13 protein-coding genes and 1 riboswitch are annotated in these 17,136 nt (G+C 71.6%); of the genes, 5 read left to right on the top strand and 8 right to left on the bottom strand.

What is annotated here, in order from left to right:
• Nucleotides 1–88: 88 nt before the first annotated feature.
• Nucleotides 89–1,099 carry a polyprenyl synthetase family protein gene (locus ABZ098_RS06600; protein ID WP_356587926.1) on the bottom strand — a complete coding sequence of 337 codons (1,011 nt, stop codon included), beginning with the start codon at nt 1,097–1,099 and terminating at the stop codon, nt 89–91.
• A 299-nt stretch (nt 1,100–1,398) separates the two neighbouring features.
• On the opposite strand from ABZ098_RS06600, the gene ABZ098_RS06595 reads away from it, so the two are divergent.
• Nucleotides 1,399–3,417, top strand: a complete 2,019-nt coding sequence (locus ABZ098_RS06595; RefSeq protein WP_356587924.1) for a CocE/NonD family hydrolase — start codon at nt 1,399–1,401, stop codon at nt 3,415–3,417.
• Nucleotides 3,418–3,658: 241 nt separating this feature from the next.
• Nucleotides 3,659–3,859: riboswitch (cyclic di-AMP (ydaO/yuaA leader) on the top strand.
• A 5-nt stretch (nt 3,860–3,864) separates the two neighbouring features.
• Complete coding sequence (locus ABZ098_RS06590) at nt 3,865–4,347, top strand: transglycosylase SLT domain-containing protein (protein WP_356587922.1); 483 nt, start codon at nt 3,865–3,867, stop codon at nt 4,345–4,347.
• A 3-nt stretch (nt 4,348–4,350) separates the two neighbouring features.
• Here the strand turns inward: ABZ098_RS06590 and ABZ098_RS06585 are convergent, their stop codons facing one another.
• The 5 genes from ABZ098_RS06585 to ABZ098_RS06565 all read right to left on the bottom strand — a co-directional run bounded on the left by ABZ098_RS06585 (nt 4,351) and on the right by ABZ098_RS06565 (nt 10,161).
• Nucleotides 4,351–5,163 carry an HAD family hydrolase gene (locus ABZ098_RS06585; RefSeq protein WP_356587920.1) on the bottom strand — a complete coding sequence of 271 codons (813 nt, stop codon included), beginning with the start codon at nt 5,161–5,163 and terminating at the stop codon, nt 4,351–4,353.
• Nucleotides 5,164–5,895: 732 nt separating this feature from the next.
• On the bottom strand, nt 5,896–6,924 hold the full coding sequence (locus tag ABZ098_RS06580) for a LacI family DNA-binding transcriptional regulator (protein ID WP_356587918.1): 1,029 nt from the start codon (nt 6,922–6,924) through the stop codon (nt 5,896–5,898).
• Between the two features lie 41 nt (nt 6,925–6,965).
• The gene (locus ABZ098_RS06575) at nt 6,966–7,835 is read right to left on the bottom strand and encodes a carbohydrate ABC transporter permease (protein WP_356587916.1); all 870 of its coding nucleotides are present in this window, start codon (nt 7,833–7,835) and stop codon (nt 6,966–6,968) included.
• The gene (locus tag ABZ098_RS06570; RefSeq protein ID WP_356587914.1) at nt 7,832–8,827 is read right to left on the bottom strand and encodes a sugar ABC transporter permease; all 996 of its coding nucleotides are present in this window, start codon (nt 8,825–8,827) and stop codon (nt 7,832–7,834) included. Before ABZ098_RS06570 ends, ABZ098_RS06575 begins: the two co-directional genes overlap by 4 nt.
• Nucleotides 8,824–10,161, bottom strand: coding sequence for a sugar ABC transporter substrate-binding protein (locus ABZ098_RS06565; protein ID WP_356587912.1), 1,338 nt, complete (start codon nt 10,159–10,161; stop codon nt 8,824–8,826). Before ABZ098_RS06565 ends, ABZ098_RS06570 begins: the two co-directional genes overlap by 4 nt.
• A gap of 387 nt (nt 10,162–10,548) precedes the next feature.
• Here ABZ098_RS06565 and ABZ098_RS06560 point away from each other — a divergent pair, with 387 nt between their 5' ends.
• Entirely contained in the window at nt 10,549–11,733 is a 1,185-nt protein-coding gene (locus ABZ098_RS06560; protein ID WP_356587910.1) for an arabinogalactan endo-1,4-beta-galactosidase, read from the top strand.
• Nucleotides 11,734–11,978: 245 nt separating this feature from the next.
• On the opposite strand, the gene ABZ098_RS06555 is transcribed toward ABZ098_RS06560, so the two are convergent.
• Nucleotides 11,979–13,199 carry an FAD-dependent oxidoreductase gene (locus ABZ098_RS06555; RefSeq protein ID WP_356587908.1) on the bottom strand — a complete coding sequence of 407 codons (1,221 nt, stop codon included), beginning with the start codon at nt 13,197–13,199 and terminating at the stop codon, nt 11,979–11,981.
• A gap of 50 nt (nt 13,200–13,249) precedes the next feature.
• Nucleotides 13,250–14,488 carry an ATP-grasp domain-containing protein gene (locus ABZ098_RS06550; RefSeq protein ID WP_356587906.1) on the bottom strand — a complete coding sequence of 413 codons (1,239 nt, stop codon included), beginning with the start codon at nt 14,486–14,488 and terminating at the stop codon, nt 13,250–13,252.
• A gap of 274 nt (nt 14,489–14,762) precedes the next feature.
• Here ABZ098_RS06550 and fahA point away from each other — a divergent pair, with 274 nt between their 5' ends.
• Both fahA and ABZ098_RS06540 read left to right on the top strand, forming a co-directional pair.
• Complete coding sequence (gene fahA, locus ABZ098_RS06545) at nt 14,763–15,998, top strand: fumarylacetoacetase (RefSeq protein WP_356587904.1); 1,236 nt, start codon at nt 14,763–14,765, stop codon at nt 15,996–15,998.
• Nucleotides 15,999–16,149: 151 nt separating this feature from the next.
• Entirely contained in the window at nt 16,150–17,091 is a 942-nt protein-coding gene (locus ABZ098_RS06540) for a M56 family metallopeptidase (RefSeq protein WP_356587902.1), read from the top strand.
• Nucleotides 17,092–17,136: the final 45 nt, after the last annotated feature.

Raw genomic sequence — 17,136 nt, 5'->3', positions numbered from 1 at the left:
TACGACCCGTAGGGGACACCACCGGCGACGAGCGGGGCTCTGACGACTACGACGGCCTGAGCAGTGACGCATGTCACTGGCCGGGTCGCTAGCCGGCGCGGTGGACCACCGCGTCGCACAGCTCCATCAGCGCCGCCTTCGCGTCGCACTCCCGCAGCGGGGCCAGGGCCGCGCGAGCCTCCTCCGCGTAGCGCACGGTGTCCCGGCGGGCCTGCTCCAGCGCCGGGTGCGCACGCAGCGCGGCCAGCGCCTCCGCGTGCCGGGCGTCGTCCGTGAGGTCGGAGTCGAGCAGCTCGCACAGGGCGACGTCCTCGGCCAGCCCCAGCCGGGCGGCCCGCTCCCGCAGCCGCAGGACCGGCAGGGTCGGGATGCCCTCGCGCAGGTCCGTGCCCGGTGTCTTGCCGGACTCGTGGGAGTCGGAGGCGATGTCCAGGACGTCGTCGGCGAGCTGGAAGGCGACGCCGAGGCGCTCGCCGTACTGGGTCAGGACGTCCACGACCGTCTCGTCGGCGCCCGACATCATCGCCCCGAAGCGGCACGAGACCGCGACCAGCGAGCCCGTCTTGCCGCCGAGCACGTCCAGGTAGTGCTCGACCGGGTCCCGGCCGTCCTGCGGCCCGGCCGTCTCCAGGATCTGGCCGGTGACCAGGCGCTCGAACGCCTCCGCCTGCACCCGGACCGCCTCCGGCCCGAGGTCGGCCAGGATGTGCGAGGCGCGCGCGAACAGGAAGTCACCGGTCAGGACGGCCACCGAGTTGCCCCAGCGGGTGTTGGCGCTGTCCACACCCCGCCTGACCTCGGCCTCGTCCATGACGTCGTCGTGGTACAGCGTCGCGAGGTGGGTCAGCTCCACGACCACGGCGGACGGCACGACGCCCGGCGCGTAGCGGTCCCCGAACTGGGCGGCGAGCATCACGAGCAGCGGCCGGAACCGCTTTCCGCCCGCCCGCACCAGGTGCTGGGCGGCTTCCGTGATGAAGGGGACCTCGCTCTTGGTGGCCTCGAGCAGTCCCTCCTCGACAGCCGCCAATCCGGCCTGGACATCGGCTTCCAGAGCCTGGTCCCGCACGCTCAGCCCGAACGGCCCGACGACGGTCACGAGGGGTCTCCTGTCTGCTGGTGTCTACTGGCGGTTACGCGAAATGTCGATAGGTCGCTGCCATCACTCAAGTCAGCGTATCCGGTCACCTTTGGATCACCGCTAGCGCCCGCCCCGTCCATGCCAGGCGGTATCGGATCACGACCGGTATGTTTTTGATCACCTGAAAAGGATGGATATCTATCGACTTGTAGGGAAGTAGCCGCCCGTGTCCCGAACCGGAGCCGAGATCGCGGCCGCCGCGCCCCGGCCGCGCCGCAGCACGCACCAGGTGCACTGAGACCGACGGGACCCCACCGATGCGCATCGCTACGTCCTTCCCCTACGAGACGGCCCACGAGGACGTCCGTGTCCCGCTTCCGGACGGGACGCTCCTGTACGCACGCGTGTGGCGGCCCCTCACCCAGGAACCGGTACCCGCGATCCTCGAATACCTGCCGGACCGCCTCAGCGACCGGACCGCGCCCCGCGACCGGCAGCGCCACCCCTGGTACGCGGGCCACGGCTACGCCTCCGTCCGCGTCGACGTGCGCGGGCACGGCAACAGCGGGGGCGTGCCGGGCGACGCGCACTCGGCGACCGAGATCGCCGACGGGGTCGAGGTCGTCCACTGGCTGGCCGCGCAGCCCTGGTGCGACGGCCGGGTCGGCATGTTCGGCATCGCCGGGGGCGGCTTCGACTCCCTCCGGATCGCGGCCCTCGCACCCGAACCGCTCAAGGCGGTCGTCACCGTCTGCGCCACCGACGACCGCTACGACAACGACGCGCACTACACGGGAGGATCCGTCCTCGCGGTGGGCATGCACGCCTGGGCCGCGACGATGCTCGCCTCCGCCTGCCTCCCGCCCGATCCGCTCCATCTCGGCGACGCCTGGCGGGAGATGTGGCTGACGCGGCTGGAAGCCGTCGCCCCGTTCCTCCACACCTGGCTCGACCACCAGACGCGCGACGACTACTGGCGGCACGGCAGCGTCCGCGAGGGCCACGGCACGATCGGCGCGGCCGTCCTCGCGGTGGGCGGCTGGCACGACCCGTACCGCGACACGGTCCTGCGGCTGGTCGAGAACCTCCCGGCCGACCGCGTGCGGGGGATCGTCGGCCCTTGGTCCCACCAGTACCCGGACCGCGGCCTGCCGCCCGGCCCGGCGATCGGCTTCCTCCAGGAGACCCTGCGCTGGTGGGACCAGCACCTCAAGGGCGTCGACACCGGCGTCATGCGCGAACCCCTCCTGAGGGCGTACGTCAGCGACTCCCACCCCCCGGCCACGGTCCACGACACCCTGCCCGGCCGCTGGGTCGGCGAGCCGGCCTGGCCCTCCCCGCACGTGACGACGGTGGCGTACGGCCTCCAGGGCGCCCCCGTCCTGGTCCGCTCCCCACAGCACACGGGCGTGGACGCCGGCCGTTTCGTTCCTTCCGGCAACGACGCCGACCTGCCGCCGGACCAGCGGGAGGAGGACGCCCGTTCGGCCTGCTTCGAGTTCGCGGTGGGTGAGGAGACCTGGGTGCTGGGGCGGCCGCGGGTGCGGCTCCGGGTGACCTCGGAGGTGTCGCGCGGGCAGGTGGTCGCCCGCCTCTGCGATGTCGCCCCGGACGGGTCGTCGACGCTCGTCACGCGGGGCGTGCTGAATCTGTCGGCCCGTCACGGGCCGGACCGGGCGGTGCCCTGGGAGCCGGGGGCCACCCAGGAGCTGGCCTTCGAGCTGAACGGCGCCGGGCACGCCTTCCCGCCCGGCCACCGCATCCGGCTCGCCGTCTCCTCGGCGTACTGGCCGTGGGTCTGGCCGCAGCCCGGGTCGCAGGCGGGCTTCACCCTGGAGCCTGCGGGGAGCTTCCTCGAACTGCCGGTACGCGCGCGTGAGGCGGACTCGGACATCGCCTTCGAGGAGCCGGAGCAGTCCGGGCCGCTCGGGGTCGACCGCGCCGTGGCCGCTGATGGATGGAGCCCCGCCACCCTGGACGAACCCCGCCCCGAGCGGCTGGTCGTCCGTGACGTGGCCAAGGGCGAGTGGCGTCTGGAGGTCGACCCCCGGTACGGCGGCACGCGCGTGTACCCCGACGGGCTGGAGTGCGCCGAGGACGTGCTGGAGACGTACACGATCGACGAGAAGGACCCCCTGTCCGCCCGCATCCGCTCGGACTGGTCGGTCCGGCTGCACCGCCCCGAGCTCGCCTGGGACGCGACCGTCCGGACCCGTTCGGAGATCACCTGTGACGGCACGGACTTCGTCACCTCCGACGAGGTCGTGTGCACCGACGGCGGCGAGGTGGTCTTCCACCGGACGTGGGAGAAGCGGATCCCACGAACGGCCGGTTGAACATGAGTTGAGCCTTCTTGACCGTTTTACACCTCTTGCGCTCGGCTGTGACTTGGCCCACTCAGGCGTACGGATCGGCGGCTTTCCGGAATCCATCGATCCGCCTTTTCCCGCGCGCGAGTTGAGGCTTGGCGAACGCAAAGGATCAAGCACCCCAAATGCCTCTTACCAAGGTCAATAGGCACGCCATGTGAATTCGCCACTTGTTCCGGACATGTGCTCTCGCATACGTTCCCGGCCTGTCGGGCGGACGCCGAATCCTGCCACCGCCCGTACACCCACCGAGAACCACGGCAGGAGCGGGGGAACCAGGTAAGTCGCCGGAACGGTCGTCTTCGGACATACCGGTACGGCTTGGGGTGAAGTCACGCCTTTCGTGGGCGTGGCCGGGCATCTCCCGCCCGAACCCGACAGCTCACCTCGCAGGCGACGGAGAGGAACTTCGCCATGCCCGCTGCCGCTCAGCACCGCCGCACCCGCACCAGCCGTCTCGCCCGCAGGCTCGCCGTCGTCGGCACCGGAGCCGCCGTCCTCGCCCTCCCGCTCCTCGGCGCGACCAGCGCGTCCGCGGCCACCCCGCCCCTTCAGACCGCGACCACGCTGGGCTACCCCAACACCCTCGACGGCTGGATCCGGGCCTCCCTCGCCGTCATGGCGGAGCACGGGATCCCCGGTTCCTACGACGGGATCTACCGCAACGTCATCCGCGAGTCCTCCGGCAACCCCTACGCCATCAACCTCTGGGACTCCAACGCGGCCGCCGGCACGCCCTCCAAGGGCCTGCTCCAGGTGATCGACCCGACCTTCAACGCGTACCACGTGGCCAACACCTCGTGGGACCCGTACGACCCGGTGGCGAACATCACCGCGGCCTGCAACTACGCGGCCCAGCGGTACGGGTCCATCGACAACGTGTTCGGCGCGTACTAGGAACTACCCCCGCGCGAAAAGTCCTTCGAGGACGACGGCGATGCCGTCGTCCTCGTTCGACAGGGTCACCTCGTCGGCCACGGCCTTGAGTTCGGGGTGGGCGTTGGCCATCGCCACCCCGCGGGCCGCCCAGTCGAACATGGGGATGTCGTTGGGCATGTCCCCGAACGCGATCGTCACCTCGGGCCCCAGGCCCAGGTGTTCGGCGGCCAGCGCGAGGCCGGTCGCCTTGGTGACGCCGCATGGCTGGAGTTCGACGGTCCCGGGCCCCGACATGGTGACCGTCGCCAGTGAGCCCACCACCGACCGTGCCGTGACCGCCAACTCGTCGTCGGACAGGTAGGGGTGGCGCAGCAGCACCTTGCTGATCGGCTCGCACCACAGGTCGTCGCGTCGGTCGACCCGCACGGCGGGCAGGGTCGGATGGGGCATCAGATAGCCCGGCTCGATGAGCGTGAGCCCGTCGACACCGTCCTGGTCCACGGCCGCGTACACCTGCCCGACCTCGGCCTCGATCTTGCCGAGCGCGGTCTCGGCCAGCTCCCGGTCCAGGGTCACCGACCAGAGCAGACGGTCCGCGCCGGCGTCGTACACCTGCGCGCCCTGTCCGCACACCGCGAGCCCCGTGCTGCCGAGGTCGTCGAGCAGCGGCCGCACTCTCGGCGCCGGCCGTCCCGTCACCACGAGATGCCGGGCCCCACCGGCGGCCACCCGCGCGAGCGCGGCCAACGACCGGTCGGAGAGCGTGTCGTCGGCGCGCAGCAGCGTGCCGTCCAGGTCGGTGGCGACGAGTGAATATGCGGGGGAGGCGGCCATGATCAGAGAATACGGATGGTTGGCCCCTGCGACTCGACGCGAACCGGACGGCTGCTGCTTTCACATCCGTTGACGGCAGTTCCGGTTCCGGGGCGCGGGCGCCGTCGGCGGGCGGGGCGGGGTCATCGTCTTCGTGGCCGGCCCGGTACTCGCCGGACGGGCCGCGACCATGGGCCAGTTGCTCGCCTTCCGCGCGGTCCGGGGCGCCGGCGCGGGCGGCCTCATGAGCGGTGTGCAGGCGATCATCGCCGAAGCGCCACCCCGGTGGCGCGGCCGCTGCACGTGCCCGATCGGCGCCGGCGCGGCGGGCGGCGCCTTGCACGAAGGCGCCGACACGATCCGTCGTCCGACACGGTCCGGCCCGGGCGACCTCTCGGCGCGTCCCGCGGAGCGGTCACGCCGAGTCGCGGACCCCCGGTTCGGTGGAAGCTCACTCGGGCCGTCGACCCCACTGGCCCTGATCCCCCCGGCGGGCGAGCGGTCCGCGAACGGTGCCGTGGCGCGGCCGTCTTCCGGGGCTGCCCGCGGAGTCCCTGACCGTCTTCCGGCGCGGCCCGCGGAGCGCTACGCCGAGTCCCGGACCACCAGTTGGTGGAAATTCACTCGGGCCGTCGACCCACTGGCCCCGATCCCCGCGGCGGGCGAGCGGTCCGCGAACGGTGCCGTGGCGCGGCCGTCTTCCGGGGCTGCCCGTGGAGTCCCTGACCGTCTTCCGGCGCGGCCCACGGAGCGCTACGCCGAGTCCCGGACCACCAGTTCGGTGGGGAGGATCACGCCTGCCGTGTCCTCGCCCGCGATCTGGGCGAGGAGCATGCGGACCATCTCTGCGCTGATGCGGTCGAAGGGCTGGCGCATGGTGGTGAGGGCGGGGGTGATCGCGGTGGCCGCCGGGGAGTCGTCGAAGCCGCCGACGGCGATGTCGTCCGGGACCGAGCGCCCGGCCTGCTGGAGGACGCCCACGACCCCCAGGGCCATCAGGTCCGAGGCGACGAACACCGCGTCCATGTCCGGGGCCTGGGCCAGCAGGCGGCGGGCCGCCCGTTCGCCGCCGCTGCGCCGGAAGTCGCCCTCGACGACGAGCGCCGGGTCGTAGGGCAGGCCCGCCTCGGCGAGCACGTCCCGGTACCCGGCCAGCCGGTCGGGGCCACCCGGCATGTCCAGCGGCCCGGTGACCATGCCGACGCGCCGGCGGCCGCCCGCGAGGAGATGGCGGACCATGTCCTGCGCACCCTCCCGGTCGGCGGCGGCCACGTAACTCACCTTGGTGCCCCGCCCGATCGGCTTGCCGCAGACCACCAACGGGATCCCGGCGTCGTGCAGTTCGGCCGCCACCGGGTCACCGCTGTGGTTGGACAGCAGCAGCACCCCGTCGACGTGACCCGAAGTGATGTACCGGGTCAGCCGGCGCCGGTCGTCGTCGCTCTCGGCCAGCATCAGCAGCAGCGGGATGTCGTGCTGGGCGAGCCGCTCGGTGCAGCCCCGCAGCAGGATGTTGAAGTTGGGGTCCTCGAAGAACTTCTCCTGCGGCTCGGTCAGCAGGAACGCCACCGAGTCCGACCGGCCCGTACTGAGGCTGCGGGCATGCCGGTTGACCACGTACCCGGTCTTCTTGATGGCGGCCTCCACGGACCGCCGCGCGGCGGGCGAGACGTAGTGGCCGCCGTTCAGGAAGCGGGAGACGGTGCCCCGCGAGACGCCCGCCTCCCTGGCCACGTCGTGGATGGTCGGTGGCTTGCGGCGTCCGTTCGCGCTGGTGGTCATGTTCCTCGTTCGGAGACGTTCGTGAAGGGGAGCCCGGGGCCTCAGGCCTTGACCGAGCCGCTCATCAGGTCCAGCGACCAGAACCGCTGGATCACCAGGAAGAGCCCGATCAGGGGAAGGATCGCGAGCAGGCACCCGGTGATGACCAGGGTGTAGAGCGCGGGCTGCGAGGCGCCCTGGGCGAGCAGGGTGTACAGGCCGAGGGTGATCGGGAACTTCTCGTCGTCGGCGAGCATGACGAAGGGCAGCAGGAAGTTGTTCCAGATGCCGACGAACTGGAAGAGGAACACCGTGATCAGGCCCGGCATCATCATCGGTACGGCGATCCGCGAGAAGATCCGCCACTCGCTCGCGCCGTCCATGCGGGCCGCCTCCATGAGCTCGGCGGGTACCGACGCGGCCGCGTAGATGCGGACCAGGTAGACGCCGTACGGCGAGAGGATCGACGGCAGCAGCATCGACCAGTACGAGTCGGCCATGCCCAGCTTCGCCAGCAGCAGGTACTGCGGTACGGCGAGCACGATGGACGGCACCAGGACGCCGGCCAGGATCATCTTGAAGACGGCCTCACGGCCGCGGAAGGCGAACCGGCCGAGCGCGTAGCCGCCGGCGGCGGAGACCGCGGCGGAGAGCAGGGCGCCGAGACCGGCGTAGAAGGCCGAGTTGGCCATCCACCTCCAGAAGATGCCGTCCCGGTAGGCGGTCAGGTCGCTCAGGTTCTGGAGGAAGCCGGTGCCGGGGGCGAAGGTGAAGGTGGAGAAGAGCTCCGAGCGGTCCTTGGTCGCCGCGACGACCACCCAGGCGATGGGGATCAGGCAGTACAGGGCGCCGAGGACCAGCACGATCGTGGGCACCCAGGCGGTGCGGCGCGCCTTCGCGGTGGTGTCGGCGCTGAGGGTGAGGGGGGTCATGCCCGGTCCTCCCGGGTGTAGCGGTCGGAGACGCGCAGCAGGGTGAAGGAGAGGAGATACGTGGCCAGGGCCAGGACGACCGCGGTGGCGGAGGCGCCGTAGATGTCGGACTGGAGGAAGGCCTTGTCGTAGATGGCCATCAGGGGGCTCCACGAGCTGGGCAGGCCGTTGGTGAGCGGCTTGAGGGCCATGGGCTCGGTGAAGACCTGGAGGGTGGCGATCACCGAGAAGAAGAAGGTGAGCACCAGGGAGGGCAGCACGATCGGGATCTTGATCCTCAGGGCGATCTTCAGGTCGGTCGCGCCGTCGAGCCTGGCCGCCTCGTAGATGTCCGGCGGGATCGCCCTGAGCGCGGTGTAGATGACGATCATGTTGAAGCCGGTGCCGCCCCAGACCGCGATGTTCGCGAAGGAGAGGTAGAGGTTGCCGCCGTCGAACAGGTCGGGCTGCGGGAGGCCGAACCTGTCGAGCAGGTAGTAGAAGGGGCTGACGTCCGGCAGGTACAGGAAGCCCCACATCAGGGCCGCGATGATGCCCGGCACCGCGTACGGCAGGAAGATCATCAGCCGGGCGAAGGGCGCGCTGCGCGCCTTGGGCGTGTCCAGCATCAGCGCGAAGAGCAGCGCGAGGCCCAGCATGGTCGGGATGACGATGAGGCCGTAGCCGAAGGCGCGCAGGACGCTGTGGCCGAACTCGGAGTCCTTCAGGACGTCGGTGTAGTTGCCGATGCCGTTCCACACCTGCTCGCGGGCGCCCTTGCCGAGGCCGATGCCCTTGACCCGGACCCTGTGCAGACTCAGCCAGATCGCGTACCCGATGGGCACCACGGTGAAGGCCGCGAAGAGGGTGAGGGTGGGCACCAGGAACCAGTACGGTGCGCTGCGGCCACGGCGGCGGGGGCGGCTGGGGCGGACGGACTGGGCGGTGCCGGTGCCGTCCGCCAAGGGCCCGACCTCGGGGAGGTCGGCGCCCTTGAGCGGAGCGCTGGTCATGCCTCGGTCACCTCGAAGCCCTGCTTCTTCATGTCGGCGAAGGTCTTCGCCTGCATGGTGGCGAGGGCGGAGTCGAACTGGGTCTCCTTCTTCGCCTTGCTGGCCTTGCCGAACGCGTCCTGGAAGGTGGTGTACGCCGTGTTGACGTTGGGGCCCCAGGCCGCGGCGGCGGTGGTCGCGGCGATCTCACCGGCCGTCGTGTAGAAGTCCGCCTGGTTGGAGAAGAACTCCGGCGTGGCCAGGACCGAGCCGGACTGGCCCTTCGTGGCGGCCGGGTAGATGGCGGCCTCCTTGACGAGGGCGGCCAGCGCCTCCGGGTCGGTGTTCAGCCAGGTGGCGAACTTGGTGGCGGCCTCGGCGTGCTTGGAGTCGGTGGAGACACCGGTGGAGGAGCCGCCCCAGCTGCCGGTGACGTTGTCGCCGGACTTCCACTGCGGCAGCGGGGCCATGCGCCACTTGCCCTTGGTGTCGGGCGCGGAGGAGACCAGCACACCGGGCGCCCAGACGGCGGAGACCCAGGCCAGGTGGGTGCCCTTGTTGAGGGCGTTGTTCCAGGCCGGGGTGTACATCGGCTGGTTGTCGATGACGCCCTCCTGCACCAGGCCGCCCCAGAACTCGGCGACCCGCCGGGTGGCGGCGTCGTCGATGCCGACGGTCCACTTGCCGCCCGAGTCGACGGTCCACCACTTGCCGCCGGCCTGCTGGGCGAGGCCCGCGAACAGGCCGGGGTCGTTGGCGGAGAAGGTGGTCAGGTAGGCGTCCGGTACGGCCTTCTTGGCGGCGCGGGCGGTCTCGGCGAACTCCGTCCAGGTCTTCGGGACGGTGAGGCCGTGCTTCTTGAAGAGGTCCTCGCGGTAGTAGAACATCAGCGGCCCGGCGTCCTGCGGGATCGCGTAGAGCGCGTCGGTGCCGAGGGTGACCATGCCCCACAGGCCCTCGGCGAACTGGGACTTGGTGTCACCGGCGTACTTGGTGATGTCGGCCAGGACGTCGTTGGAGACCAGGGTGGGCAGCGACTGGTACTCGACCTGGATGAGGTCGGGGGCGTTGCCTGCCTTCTTGGCGGTGATCAGCTTGGAGACGATCTCCCCGCCGCTGGCCTGCTTGGACACGGTGACCGTGATGTCCGGGTTCTTCTTGTTCCAGATCGCGGCGACCTTCTCCATGTTCGGCGCCCACGACCAGTAGGTCAGCTTGACCGGCCCGCTGTCGCTGTCGCCGGAGTCGTCGTCGGAACCGCCGCAGGCGGCGAGGGTGCTGGTGAGGCCGAGGGCTGCGGCCCCGGCAAGGATGCTGCGCCTGCTGATCTGGCGGCGGTTGATCGACATCTTCATCTCCCCTGACTTGGAACCAGCCGGTCTCGAGACGTCTCGCGTTCGCGGCAACCGCCGTGGGGGGAGGTTCTGCGGACGTGATCGAGAGGCTGTGCGCGAGGGCCGCGCGGCTCTGTGATCGTGCACAGTAGAGAATTGTTTCGGGCCCTTGTCAATGCCGTGAGCGTGCGGTTATCTACTTGTTGCCCGCCACTGACAGGGGTGAGGGGAGCTGTGCACGATCACAGAAAATGAGGGTTTTCTGGGTCGTCCGGCGTTCACGGCTCCCCTCACCCCGCTCCTCGCCCCGCTCCCCACCTGGCTCGTCGCCTTCGCCCCGGCCCCCTGGCCGCCGAGGCCACCGCAGAACCGGTATCCCCGTGACCGTCCGCGAAAGGACTCTTTGACATGCGCAGACGCAGTGTTCTCACCGCCGCCGGAGCCGCCGCGCTGGCCGTGCCCGCGCTGGGCGTGCCCGCGTCGGCTGTGCCCGCGTCGGTCGTGCCCGCGCCGGGGGCCGCGTCGGCAGCCGCCGCGCCGGCCGGGACGCGGCGGGGCCGTCTGGGGATCCGGGGCGTGGACATCTCGTCACTGCCGAAGAACGAGGCCCACGGGGCGGTGTACCGCACCGCCGACGGTCACCGCGCGGACCCGGTCCGCCTGATCGCCCGGGCCGGCGTCACGCACGCCCGCCTCAAGGTGTGGGTGAACCCGGCCGACGGCTACAACAACAAGGCGCACATCCTGCCGCTGGCACGACGGTTGAAGCGGGCCGGGGTCGGCATCTGGATCGACTTCCACTACTCCGACAGCTGGGCCGACCCGGCGCACCAGACCAAGCCCGCCGCCTGGGCGGGCCTGGATGTGGCGGGCCTGACGAGGGCGGTGTACGACCACACGGCCGACGTCCTCGGCGCGCTGAGGCGGCAGGGCACCCCGGCTCAACTCGTGCAGATCGGGAACGAGTTGAACGGCGGTCTGATCTGGCCCGAGGGCAACTGGGAGCACTTCGACAACATGACCGCCTTCCTCAAGGCCGGTCTGAGCGCGGCCCGCGACACCACGCCGCGCGTCCGCACGATCCTGCACCTGGCGAACGGCGGCGACAACGGGCTGTACCGCTGGTGGTTCGACAACGTGGTGTCGTACGGCGTCGACTTCGACATCATCGGGCTCTCCTACTACCCGTTCTGGCACGGGCCGCTCGCGGACGCGGCCGCCAACATGGCCGACGTCACCGCGCGTTACGGCAAGCCGTGTGTGATCGCCGAGACGGCGTACCCGTTCACGCTGGAGAGCGAGGACGACGTCAACGACATCATGAACAGCCCCTCGCAGCTCACCGACGGCTACCCCGCCACCCCCGAGGGCCAGGCCGCCTGGCTGCGCACGGTGGCCGACCTCGCCGCGGGAGTGCCGGACGGGCAGGGTCTCGGCTACTGCTACTGGGAGGGCCTGTGGACCTACCGCGCGGGCAGCGGCTGGGACCCGACGGACCCCGCCTCGGGCAACGCGTGGGAGAACCTGGCCCTCTTCGACTTCGAGGACAGGGCGCTGCCGGGGTTGCGGACGCTGGGGTGTTATCGGGCGTAGGCGGGGGTGCGGGAAGCCCCCCTGCACATGCCGGGCAGTTCGTGGCGGGCGTATGGCCGGGGCCGGCCCGCTCCAGAGAAGGCGGGAGTCGATGCCTGCCACGATTCCGCCGCCCGCCCACCCACCTCCCGCCGGACTCCTCGGAGGCAGACGAATGCCTCCCAGCGGTCGATGCTGACGTCGGCAGGGTCGCCGAGGGCCAGGGTGGGTGGGCGACGGCGGGGTCGCCGAGGGCGTCGGGCGGGCTAGCCGTGGGCCGCCGCGAGGTGGTGCGCCAGCCTCGGTGAGGCGAACTCCGTGCCGCACACGAAGCGCATCACCGGGCCGTAGGACGCCGCCGCCGGCAGGCCGGTGAAGTACAGGCCCGGTACGGAGGAGACGTATCCGGCGCCGAGCCTGGGCGTGCCCCGGCTGACGGCGAGGGCGGTGCGCAGTTCGTGGCCGAGGAAGTCCATCGCGGCGAGGTCGACGCGGTAGCCGGTGGCCGCGATGACGTGGTCGGCGTCGAGGCGGTCCCGCGTGTCGGTGTGGGTGAGGACCTCCAGGGTCGGGTGGCCGTCGGACGTGTCCGCCGCGAGGATCCGGTTCACCTCGGTGACCTGCACCTTGCCCTCGAAGCGGTCGCGGAGCCACCACGCACCGAGCGGGCCGAGGACCCGTCGGACCAGGTAGTGGCGGGTGCCGGCGGGGAGCCGGCGGTAGAGGTGCGGGTAGTAGGTCAGGGCCCACAGCGACCAGGCGCGACCGAAGGGCGACTCGGGGCGCAGCCTCGGCTGCTTCCAGGGCGGTGCGCCGAAGGCCACGCTGCCGCGTCCGCGGGCGACCACCCTGACCCGGGCGCCCGCCTCCGCCGCGAGGGCGGCCGTCTCCAGCGCGGACTGGCCGGCGCCGACGACGATCAGCTCCTTGCCGGAGTAGCGGGTGAGGTCGTGGTGCTGGGAGCTGTGGGACAGGGGGCCGGTGGGGGCGGGTCCGTCGGGGGCCGCGTCGGCCAGCTCCCGGGGCAGGTGCGAGAGCCCGGAGAGACCGGTGGCCACGACGACCGCCCGCGCGGTGAACGACTCCCCCGAGTCCAGCTTGAGCTGGAAGCCGCCCCGCTCGCTGCGGTCCACGGACACGACCCGCACCTGTTCCAGGTCGGGCACCAACTGCTGCTGGAACCACTGGCCGTAGGCGATGAAGGTCTTGACGGGGACGATGTCCTCGTCCGTCACCAGCCGGGGGATCCCCGCCGCGTCGCAGTAGTCGACGAGGGTGTGCCCGCGCTGCGGCGCGTCGAGATTGGAGGCGGCCGGGGTCGACTTGAGCAGCATGCCCGCGGGCATGTGGTCGCGCCAGCTCACCATGGGATCGCCGAAGACGCGCACGGGGATGCCGCGCGCCCGCAGATGGGCCGCGGTCGACAGGCCGAAGGGCCCGGCGCCGATGACTGCTACCGGTTGGACGGCTGCTACCGGTTGGATCACGAAGTCCCTCCCCAGGACGTCACTTCGTCACTTCGCGGTGGTACCGATGGTCAACTGGTCGCGCTCCCGCGGCGGTTGGCCCGCCACAGCTGGTGGAGATGGATCACGCCGGGCCGCACGAACCGGCCGAGCATGGTGAGGAACGGCAGCGGGTCGTCACCCGCGAACCAGGCCAGCTCGGTCCCGCTGGGCCGCGTCGGCGCGTGCGGGGTCGTATAGCCGCTGCGGCGGTAGGCGAGCAGGGCGGGCAGGTCGATGTTCTCCACGACATAGCGGTGGCCGGCCCGCTGTTCCCCCTCCGGGACGGCCCGCCCGGTGAGGTCCAGGTGCATGGCGCGGACGACGTCCACCCCGGACTCGCTCTCGAAGAGCCGGAACTGGGCGCCCATGCGGGGGTTGAAGTCGAGCAGTTTGTACTGGCCGTCGCGCCGGTCGAAGCGCAGGTCGAGGTCGATGATGCCGGTGTAGCCGATCTGTTTGACGAAACGTGCGGCGAGGTCCGCGAGTTCCGGGTTGTCGACGACGTACGCGTTGGCCGTCATGCCCGCGTGCGGCGGCCAGGAGCGCACCTTGACGCCGGTGAACAGGGCCAGCGGGGCGGAGTTGTCGTCGAAGTAGGCGTGCACGATCCAGTCCTCGGCCTCCTCTCGCGGCAGGTACTCCTGGAGGATCACCCCGGGCTGCTCGCCCCAGTCACGGGCGAGGGCGAGCAGCCCCTCACGGGTGGCGATGCGGGTGGTGCCGCCCACCGCGGGCCGCCGGCGCCGTACGAACGCCTCGCGGTTCTTGGCCACCACCGGGAAGCGCGCCTTCTCGGCGAAGGCCACGATGTCGTCGTACGACCGCGGGAAGGCGGTCTGCGGGCTCGCGATCCCGTGTTCCGCGCACAGTTCGTGCAGGCCCTGTTTGCTGGCCAGCCGGCGGGTGAGGCCGGGCTCCACGCGCGGGAAGAGGAACCGGCCGAACAGGTCGCTCTGGTGCTCGGCGATCAGGACCGCCGCCTCCTCGTCGGTCGGCACGAGGACGGCGGGGCGGCCGATGCGGCGCCCGATCCGGATCAGCCCCTCGACCAGTCGGCCCGGGTCCTCGGTGCCGGTCGTCGGCCAGACGAACGCGCGCGTGAGGTAGCGGGAGGCGGCCGCGGGTGTGTAGGGGTCCTCCGTGATGGCGTACATGGGTACGCCGAGGCGGCCCAGGCTGCGGATCGCGCCGACTCCGCCGTGGTGCAGCGGATAGTCGCCGAACTTGACGATCAGGGCCGGGACCTCACGGTCGGCCTCGAATGGCACACTGCTCGCGCTCCTGGCCACGGTCCCCCCACGCGTCCCCCCACGGACGCGCCCCCACCCGTCCCGTCCGTGCTCGCAAAGGACGCTAAGCCGGAATGGAAGCCTCCGACCGTCCCTTAACCGGACATTGCTAACTCTTTAGCCACATCGTCGGCCCTTCAGACACTCCCGTGACCGGCGTCCCGGCCGTAACGTGTGGCGCGACCACCCGGACCGCAACGTGTGCCGCGACCAGCCGGTCCGCACGGCACGCGCGAGAGTGAGGCAGCACCCCATGCCCCCCTTCGAAGTCCCCTTCGACCTGCCCGAGGGCGACCCCTTCGGCCCGCACAACCTTCCGTACGGCGTCTTCTCGCCTTCGGGTTCGTCCGAGCGGACCGTCGGCGTCCGGCTCGGCGACCACGTCCTCGACGCGGGTGCGGCCGCCGCTGCCCTCGGCTCCCCGTACGTCTCCCTGCTCGCCCGGCCGTCCCTGGGCGCGCTCCTCGCCGCCGGCCGCACCGCCTGGTCGGACGTGCGGCGCGCGCTGACCGCGTGGGTGACGGTGCCGGCCCACCAGGAGGCGATCGCGGGCTTCTTCCACCCGCTGTCCTCGGTCGACCTCCACCTCCCCTTCGAGGTCGCGGACTACGTCGACTTCTACGCCTCCGAGAACCACGCGCGGAACGTCGGCCAGATCTTCCGCCCGGACGCCGCGGACTCCCTGACGCCCAACTGGAAGCACCTGCCGATCGGTTACCACGGCCGCTCGGGCACGGTGGTGGTCTCGGGGACGGATGTCGTACGGCCGTCGGGGCAGCGGAAGGCCCCCACCGACGCGGCTCCCGTGTTCGGACCGTCCGTGCGGCTCGACATCGAGGCGGAGGTCGGCTTCGTGGTCGGGGTGCCGTCCTCGCTCGGCAAGCCGGTGCCGCTCGGCGACTTCCGGGAGCACGTCTTCGGGCTGTGCCTGCTCAACGACTGGTCCGCGCGGGACATCCAGGCCTGGGAGTACGTCCCCCTCGGCCCGTTCCTCGGCAAGTCCTTCGCCACGTCGGTGTCGGCGTGGATCACCCCGTTGGACGCGCTGGAGGAGGCGCGGGTGGCGCCGCCGAAGCGGACGCACGAGCTGCTGCCGTATCTGGACGACACCGCTTCCGACGTGGAACCGGGCGGCTACGACCTGCGGATGTCCGTCGCGATCAACGGCCACGTGGTCTCGGAGCCGCCCTTCTCCACCATGTACTGGACGGCGGCCCAGCAGTTGGCGCACATGACGGTGAACGGGGCCTCGCTCAGGACGGGCGACCTGTACGGCTCGGGCACGGTGAGCGGGCCCTCGGCGGGCGAGCGGGGGTCGCTCCTCGAGCTGACCTGGAACGGACGGGACGCGCTGGAACTCCCCGACGGGAAGCGGACGTTCCTGGAGGACGGGGACGTGGTCACGCTGTCGGCGTGGGCTCCCGGTCCGGACGGGGTCCGGGTGGGGCTGGGGGACGTGGTGGGACGGGTGGTCTCCGGGGGCGTGTGAGGCATCCGGTGCCGTCCGAGCCCTGCCACGGGGCCTGCGCTCACGGCATACTGGCGGCGGGCGGCCTGCGTGGGACGACGTACCGGCCCCCGCAGCACCTCACCACAGCCCCACCCTCCCCTGTCTCCGATCAGGATCCGGAGCCCGTGGCATGACACTCTGCCTGCTCCTGCTGAGCACCGTCGCCGTGGCGGCGGCCGTGCCGGTGCCGCGCGCGCTCACCCGGGCCGCGTGGCCCGAACGGGAACCGGTGGTCGGGCTGTGGGTGTGGCAGTGCCTGGTCGCCACGGTGCTGCTGTGCTGTCTGACCGCGCTGGTGCTGGGCGCGGCGGCGGTCTTCCACACGGTCCGCGACCATGTGTTCGCCCCGGCGCCGCCGGCCGTGACCGCGGCGTACGACCTGTCGGCCGCGCCGGTCTGGGCGGTCGCCTCGACCGTCCTGCTGGCGGCCGGGGCCGCGTGGACCACGGCGATGCTGGCGCGTGAACTGGTCGAGGCCCGTCGGCGCCGGGGCGCGGCCCGCGAGCACCTGCGGGAACGCGCGCCGGATCTGCCGGCCGGGCTGGGGGCGGCGACACGCGGTCCGCTGCTGGTGCTGGAGGACGAGTACCCGGACGCGTGGTGGATGCCGGGGAACCCGCCGCAGCTCATCGTGACGACCGGCGCGCTGCACCGGCTGACCGATCACCAGCTCGACGCGGTCCTCACCCACGAGCGCGGGCACGCGCGGGCCCGCCACGACTGGCTGCTCCACCTCTCGACCGCGCTGGCCACGGGGTTCCCGCGGGTGCCGCTGTTCGCCCACTTCTGCGACCAGACGCACCGGCTGGTGGAGCTGGCGGCGGACGACACGGCGTCGCGGCGGTGCGGTCACCTGACGACCGCGCTGGCGCTGATCGAGCTGAACCAGCACCGGGGGGTGCTGTCGTGCGCGTCCAGTCAGCGGTTGCTGGGTGAGCGGGTGGACCGGTTGCTGGAGCCGCCGCCGCGGTTGCTGCGCCGTCAGCGGGCGCTGACGTCTGCGACGGCTGCGCTGGTGCCGTTGTTGCCGTTGCTGATCGTCTTCGGGCCGGGGTTGTCGGCGCTGGCGTAGGACGGTTGGTTTTCGGCCATCGGCCGGTGGGGGACGGTCGCGCCT

It is taken from the genome of Streptomyces sp. NPDC006335 (genome assembly GCF_040612795.1).
In the GTDB taxonomy this organism is placed as follows: domain Bacteria; phylum Actinomycetota; class Actinomycetes; order Streptomycetales; family Streptomycetaceae; genus Streptomyces.
Note: the sequence above shows the minus strand (reverse complement) of the source record. Positions and strands in the feature narration are given on the sequence as shown.

What these genes read in the sequence shown, in the direction of transcription:
- ABZ098_RS06595 (WP_356587924.1), top strand. Translation starts at nt 1,399, where the DNA reads ATGCGCATCGCTACGTCCTTCCCCTACGAGACGGCCCACGAGGACGTC.
- ABZ098_RS06590 (WP_356587922.1), top strand. Translation starts at nt 3,865, where the DNA reads ATGCCCGCTGCCGCTCAGCACCGCCGCACCCGCACCAGCCGTCTCGCC.
- ABZ098_RS06585 (WP_356587920.1), bottom strand. Translation starts at nt 5,163, where the DNA reads ATGGCCGCCTCCCCCGCATATTCACTCGTCGCCACCGACCTGGACGGC.
- ABZ098_RS06580 (WP_356587918.1), bottom strand. Translation starts at nt 6,924, where the DNA reads ATGACCACCAGCGCGAACGGACGCCGCAAGCCACCGACCATCCACGAC.
- ABZ098_RS06575 (WP_356587916.1), bottom strand. Translation starts at nt 7,835, where the DNA reads ATGACCCCCCTCACCCTCAGCGCCGACACCACCGCGAAGGCGCGCCGC.
- ABZ098_RS06570 (WP_356587914.1), bottom strand. Translation starts at nt 8,827, where the DNA reads ATGACCAGCGCTCCGCTCAAGGGCGCCGACCTCCCCGAGGTCGGGCCC.
- ABZ098_RS06565 (WP_356587912.1), bottom strand. Translation starts at nt 10,161, where the DNA reads ATGAAGATGTCGATCAACCGCCGCCAGATCAGCAGGCGCAGCATCCTT.
- ABZ098_RS06560 (WP_356587910.1), top strand. Translation starts at nt 10,549, where the DNA reads ATGCGCAGACGCAGTGTTCTCACCGCCGCCGGAGCCGCCGCGCTGGCC.
- fahA (WP_356587904.1), top strand. Translation starts at nt 14,763, where the DNA reads ATGCCCCCCTTCGAAGTCCCCTTCGACCTGCCCGAGGGCGACCCCTTC.
- ABZ098_RS06540 (WP_356587902.1), top strand. Translation starts at nt 16,150, where the DNA reads ATGACACTCTGCCTGCTCCTGCTGAGCACCGTCGCCGTGGCGGCGGCC.